We start from the raw sequence: 6,124 nt of genomic DNA on the forward strand, positions 1-6,124 counted from the left end.
GGCAGCAGCTCGCCGCCACCAGTCAGACCCTGGTCATCTACATGGGGCTGATGCGATCCGAGCACATCCAGCAGCAGTTGGTGGATCACGGCCGAAGCCAAGCCACCCCCATCGCCATTATCGAGCGCGGCACCACATCCCGTCAGCGGGTGCTGACCGGCACGCTGGCGGAGCTGGCCGAGCTGGCCAAACAGGCGGTGAGCCCCTCGCTTATCGTCATCGGCGAAGTGGTAGCCCTGCGTGAGCGGCTCGCCTGGTTTGGAGAAAAAAGCGGGGAAAAGAGCTGCGACCAACAGCGCGCCAACCCGGATCTCGATGGCTGTGACCTCAAGCTGGTACAGCTCGCCTGAACAAGAACAAAACAGTGTGATGCGGTTGCCCAAGCGACCGCGAACAGAACCCCAGCGACCCCAACCGGCGCAACAGCAATGACCGAGGATAAACATGGACCGTGAAAAAGTGACCCACTTGCAGCAACCGAACGCGCAGAGCAGCCACGGCGGTATCTCTCGTGAAAGATTGACGCACCTGCAGCAGCTGGAGGCCGAGAGCATCCATATCATCCGCGAGGTGGCTGCCGAATTTGAAAACCCGGTGATGATGTACTCCATCGGCAAGGACTCCTCCGTCATGCTGCATCTGGCCCGCAAGGCCTTCTATCCGGGCAAGATCCCCTTCCCCTTGCTGCATGTCGATACCAACTGGAAGTTCAAGGAGATGATCAAGTTCCGTGACGAGACCGCCAAAAAGTACGGGCTGGATCTGATTGTCCACAAGAACCCGGAGGGGCTCGCCATGGGCATCAACCCCTTCGACCACGGCAGCGGCAAGCACACTGACATCATGAAGACCGAGGCGCTCAAGCAGGCGCTCAACAAGTTCGGTTTCGATGCCGCTTTCGGCGGTGCAAGGCGCGACGAGGAGAAGTCTCGCGCCAAGGAGCGGGTCTACTCCTTCCGTGACAAGTCTCACCGCTGGGATCCGAAGAACCAGCGTCCGGAGCTGTGGCGGGTCTACAACAGCCAGGTCAACAAGGGGGAGAGCATCCGGGTGTTCCCGCTCTCCAACTGGACCGAGCTGGATATCTGGCAATACATCTATCTCGAGAACATCGACATAGTGCCGCTCTACTTTGCAGCCTATCGCCCGGTGGTGGAGCGGGGCGGCATCAAGATCATGGTGGATGACGAGCGTATGCCCATCGGCCCGGAAGACGAAGTGAAGCAGGAGCTGGTGCGCTTCCGTACCCTCGGTTGCTACCCGTTGACCGGGGCCATTGAATCTGGCGCCACCACGTTGCCGGAGATTATCGAAGAGATGCTGCTCACCACCTCGAGCGAGCGGCAAGGGCGGCTGATTGACCACGATCAGGCTGGCTCCATGGAGCAGAAGAAGCGTCAGGGCTATTTCTAAAAAATGTTCTAAGGAATCGCAACATGAACAACTACATTCAGACCGCCATCAGCGAACAGGGCATTGAAGCCTACCTGCACGCCCAACAGCACAAGAGCCTGCTGCGTTTTCTCACCTGCGGCAGCGTGGATGACGGCAAGAGCACCCTTATCGGTCGCCTGCTGCACGACTCCCAGCAGATTTATGAAGATCAGCTCAAAGCGCTGGAGTCCGACAGCCAGAAGCTTGGCACCACCGGTGAGAAGCTGGACTTGGCGCTCTTGGTAGACGGTCTGCAAGCCGAGCGCGAACAGGGCATCACCATCGACGTGGCCTACCGCTATTTCTCTACCGCCAAGCGCAAATTTATCATCTCGGATACCCCGGGCCACGAGCAGTACACCCGCAACATGGCGACCGGCGCCTCCACCTGCGATCTGGCCATCATTCTGATCGATGCCCGCAAAGGCGTGCTGGATCAGACCCGTCGCCACAGCTTTATTGCGAGCCTGCTCGGCATCAAGCAGTTCGTGTTGGCGGTCAACAAGATGGATCTGGTGGAGTTCAGTCAGGAGGTGTTCGAGCGCATCAGTGCCGATTACCGCGAGTTCGCCAAAAAGCTTAAGGTCGACACCATCCATATCGTGCCGGTCTCGGCGCTGGACGGTGACAACGTAGTCAACCAGAGCGACAAGCTGGCTTGGTATCGGGGGGAAACCCTGCTTGCTCTGCTGGAGAGTGCCGAAGTAGAGCGTGAGCTGGAGCGCCATCCGGTGCGCCTGCCGGTGCAGTACGTCAACCGCCCCAACCTCGATTTTCGCGGCTTTGCGGGGACCTTGGCCTCCGGCATCCTGCGGGTGGGCGACAAGCTGGCGGTACTGCCGTCCGGCAAGGAGAGCACAGTGAGCCGCATCGTCACCTTCGACGGCGATCTGGAGTACGCCCTGCCGGGTCAGGCCATCACCGTCACCTTCGCGGATGAAATCGACATCAGCCGTGGCGACCTGCTGGTGGATGCAGCCAACCGTCCGCAAGTGACTCAGAACCTGCTGGCCCATATCGTCTGGATGGGGGAGGAGTCCCTGCAACCGGGCCGGGTGTATGACGTCAAGCTGGCCACCAAGAAGAGTCGCGGTCAGGTGGAGGCTATCCGCCACCGCATCGAGATCAACAAGCTCGACGAGTTGCCCGCCAGCGAGCTCAAGCTCAACGAGATCGGCCTGTGCGAGCTGAGCCTCACCGATCCGGTGGCGTTCGACCCGTATCAGGAGATCCGCGATACCGGCAGCTTTATCCTGATCGACCGGCTGAGCAATGTCACCGTCGGCGCCGGCATGATAGTGGAAGGCTTGGCCGCCAAGGTAGCCAAAGGGCACTACAGCGAGTTTGAAATCGAGCTCAACGCGCTGGTGCGCAAGCACTTCCCCCACTGGCAGGCGCTGACCATCAGCAACGAGTCAAACAAGGAGTAAGCTCATGACCTGGCAACAATCCCTGGTGCTGGGTCTGCTGGCTGCTCTCGTGGCCCTGCTGATCCAGGGCAAACTCCGCCCGGCGCTGCTCTTCTCGGGCGCCGTGCTCATCACCTACCTGAGCGGGCTGGCGGACATCAATGCAGTGGTGGCGGGCTACACCAACAGTGCCCTGCTGACGCTGGTACTCTTGCTGCTGGTGTCGCTGGCGGTGGAGAAGACCCGCATCATGAGCTGGTTCGCCAATCTGGTGGGCACGGGTTCATTCAACAAGGTGCTGGTGAAGGTGTGGTTCTCCACCGCCTTCCTCTCGGCCTTCGTCAACAACACCGCCGTGGTGGCCTCCATGCTGGGGGCGGTCAAGCGCAACCCCAACCATGCGCCGTCGCGGCTGTTGCTGCCCATGTGCTTCGCGGCCACCTTTGGCGGGGTGCTGACCCTGATCGGCACCTCCACCAACCTTATCGTCAACAGCTTCCTCATCAAGATGGGGGCCAAGCCGCTCGGCATGTTCGACTTCTTTATGGTGGGGGCGGGTACTCTGCTGACCGGTCTGGTGGCCGTGCTGCTGTTTGCCCGTCACCTGCCGGAGCAGGAGAGCGAGATGAGCCGCGAATCGGGCTACTTTCTCGAAGCCAAGGTGGACGTCGGTTCGCCGCTGGCGGGGCGCAGCGTCAAGGAGAACGGCCTGCGCAGCCTGAAAAGCCTCTATCTGGCGGAAGTCATTCGTGGCGATCAGGTGATCTGCCCGGTACAGCCCGAGCAAGAGCTGCACGAGGGGGATGTGCTGCTGTTTTGCGGCGACGTGGAGAGCGTCGGCGTGTTGCAAGAGATGAAGGGGCTGGCGCTCTATGGCCAGCATCGCCTCAATGGCCAGCACCTGGTGGAGGTGATCGTCAGCCACAGCTCGCGGCTGGTGGGACAGAGCATCAAGGATGCCGAGTTTCGCACCCACTTCGATGCGGTGGTGCTGGCGGTGCGTCGCGGCGAAACCCAGCTCACCGGCGGCCTCGGCCAGATTGAGCTGCACGCCGGGGATACCCTGCTGCTGGCGCCGGGCCCCAAGTTTGCCAGCCACAAGTCACTCTCCCGCGAGTTTGTGGTGGTGAGCGGACTGGAGGCTTCCACTCGCCTCGATAGTCAGCGCAGCGCCGCCGTGGTGCTGGGCTTTCTCGGGGTGTTGACGCTCTCGGTGCTGGATCTGGTGCCCCTGTTCAAGGGCCTGCTGGTGATGCTGGTGGTGCTGCTCTTCTCCCGCATCCTGACCCTGGACGAGATCCGCCGCCGCTTTCCGCTCGATATCTGGCTGGTGGTGGGCGGGGCGCTCGCCATCGCCGACCAGCTGGAAAAGAGCGGGCTGGCGCGGCTCATTGCCGACTGGCTGATGGGGGAGTTCAACGGTGCCAGCCCCATCATCGCCTTTATCGGTATCTATCTGTTTACCCTGGTGCTGACAGAACTGATGAGCAACAACGCAGCGGCCGCGCTGGCCTTCCCCATGGGTTACCAGCTGGCGCTCAGCATGGATGTCTCGACCATGCCGTTTATTCTGGCAGTGCTGTTCGGGGCGAGCTCCAGCTTTATCCTGCCCTACGGCTACCAGACCAATCTGATGGTCTACTCGGCGGGCAACTACAAGATGCCGGACTACCTCAAGCTGGCCCTGCCGGTCTCGCTGGCCTATAGCCTCGGGGTGATTGTGATGGTGCCCCTGCTGTTTCCGTTTTAAGGCGTAAGTGCCAATCAAGGGGGGTTGGGTGAGCAATACCATGGCACCAGCACGTTGTCGGCGGATAGTCCGAGGCGGCTCCCCGTGGTGCCGGACAGTTTAAGTTTTGAGGCGTGAGCGCCAATCAAGGAGTGTTGGGGTGAGTAATGTCATGGCATCAGTACGTTGTCGGCTGATAGTCCGAGGCGGCTCCCCGTGGTGCCGGACAGTTTCCGTTTTAAGGCGTGAGCGCCAAGCAAGGAGTGTGGGATGAGCAATATCGTGTGGCACAAGCATGCCGTCGACAAACAGAGCCGGGCCGAGCTTAAAGGACAAAAACCGCTGGTGATCTGGTTTACCGGGCTGTCGGGGGCGGGCAAATCGACTCTGGCGGGGGCGCTTGAGCAGGCGCTGGCGGCACAAGGCAAGCACACCTATCTGCTGGATGGGGACAATGTGCGCCACGGCCTCTGTGGCGATCTCGGTTTCGATGATGCCGCGCGGCAGGAGAATATCCGCCGGGTTGGCGAGGTGGCAAAGCTGATGGTGGATGCGGGCCTGATCGTGCTCACCGCCTTTATCTCGCCGTTTCGAGCCGAGCGGGAGCTGGTACGCAATCTCTTGGGCGAAGGGGAGTTTGTCGAGGTCTTTGTCGATGCGCCGCTCGCCATCTGTGAAGAGCGCGACCCCAAGGGGCTCTATAAAAAGGCTCGGGCGGGGGAAATTCGCAACTTTACCGGTATCGATTCCGCCTACGAGGCGCCGGAGCAGCCGGAGATCCATCTGCTTAACGCCGGTAAATCGGTAGAGGTGCTGGTGGAGGAGTTGATTACTGCTTTAAGGCTGCGGGGGTTGATCGATTAAGGTCGGTTGTTGGTATCGAGCGTAAATAAACAAGGGGGCGTTTGCTCCCTTGTTTATTTCCTGTCAATGACTCCCCTTGTTGTCAGTGGTTAACGGCTTTATGGGGCTTGTTATGTGATTCCTACCCAACTTTACTAGAACTGTCCCTAGAAATTATATTTTCAGGGTGTTTTTTTTGTACTTTTGAAATAGCATCTTCAAGATTCTTAGCATCAACAATCTCGGAAAAACCGACTAATTCAGGATGTAACTCTTCACCGGAGTCGTTTGTTTTTAAACCTTTATTCCAGAAGTCATAATAATCATTTTCACGTCCTTTATTAATGACCGTAACATCATAAGTGCCCATATAATACGCTTATCCTCTATGTTAATAATCCCACATAACCCTCAAAGCAGGTGCGCCGATTTTTGGCGTCGCACTCACAGCCTTTGACTGTTATTAAAAAAATCTGGGAAAAAAAATCTGGGACACCCACTAAAAAAATCTGGGACACCCACCAATTTGACTGCAGCGTAGCATGCTGCTTCGCTTGATGGGTAGCCAGTCGAGGAGTGTGCCATGACCATCGCTCGTTCACGCCAGATCAGCTTGCAAGATACACCCTATTACCATGTGGTCAGTCGTTGTGTGCGGCGGGCCTTCTTGTGTGGACAAGATACGCACTCTGGCAATAGCTATGAGCAC

General features: G+C 58.8%; 6 protein-coding genes and 1 pseudogene. 6 read left to right on the top strand and 1 reads right to left on the bottom strand.

All coding sequences use genetic code 11. The annotated features are described in order from the left end of the window. The 5 genes from ACRAUW_RS16205 to cysC all read left to right on the top strand — a co-directional run. Window positions 1–350 (top strand): uroporphyrinogen-III C-methyltransferase (locus tag ACRAUW_RS16205; protein ID WP_431363105.1); only part of this gene is annotated, 350 nt, incomplete at its 5' end. 94 nt (window positions 351–444) lie between these two features. Then, complete coding sequence (gene cysD, locus ACRAUW_RS16210; protein WP_431363106.1) at window positions 445–1,413, top strand: sulfate adenylyltransferase subunit CysD; 969 nt, start codon at window positions 445–447, stop codon at window positions 1,411–1,413. Between the two features lie 23 nt (window positions 1,414–1,436). Next, window positions 1,437–2,864, top strand: a complete 1,428-nt coding sequence (cysN, locus tag ACRAUW_RS16215) for a sulfate adenylyltransferase subunit CysN (RefSeq protein WP_431363107.1) — start codon at window positions 1,437–1,439, stop codon at window positions 2,862–2,864. A gap of 4 nt (window positions 2,865–2,868) precedes the next feature. Then, window positions 2,869–4,593 carry an SLC13 family permease gene (locus ACRAUW_RS16220; protein ID WP_431363108.1) on the top strand — a complete coding sequence of 575 codons (1,725 nt, stop codon included), beginning with the start codon at window positions 2,869–2,871 and terminating at the stop codon, window positions 4,591–4,593. Window positions 4,594–4,842: 249 nt separating this feature from the next. Continuing rightward, window positions 4,843–5,436: an adenylyl-sulfate kinase gene (cysC, locus tag ACRAUW_RS16225; RefSeq protein ID WP_431363109.1), complete on the top strand. Its 594-nt coding sequence runs from the start codon at window positions 4,843–4,845 to the stop codon at window positions 5,434–5,436. A gap of 121 nt (window positions 5,437–5,557) precedes the next feature. On the opposite strand, the gene ACRAUW_RS16230 is transcribed toward cysC, so the two are convergent. Further along, a complete protein-coding gene (locus ACRAUW_RS16230; protein ID WP_139495614.1) occupies window positions 5,558–5,785 on the bottom strand; it encodes a hypothetical protein in 228 nt (75 codons plus the stop codon). 213 nt (window positions 5,786–5,998) lie between these two features. Here ACRAUW_RS16230 and ACRAUW_RS16235 point away from each other — a divergent pair. Then, window positions 5,999–6,124: pseudogene (locus tag ACRAUW_RS16235) on the top strand (alpha-amylase family glycosyl hydrolase); the annotation flags it as partial.

Source organism: Aeromonas sp. (genome assembly GCF_050633025.1).
Taxonomy (GTDB): Bacteria; Pseudomonadota; Gammaproteobacteria; order Enterobacterales; family Aeromonadaceae; genus Aeromonas.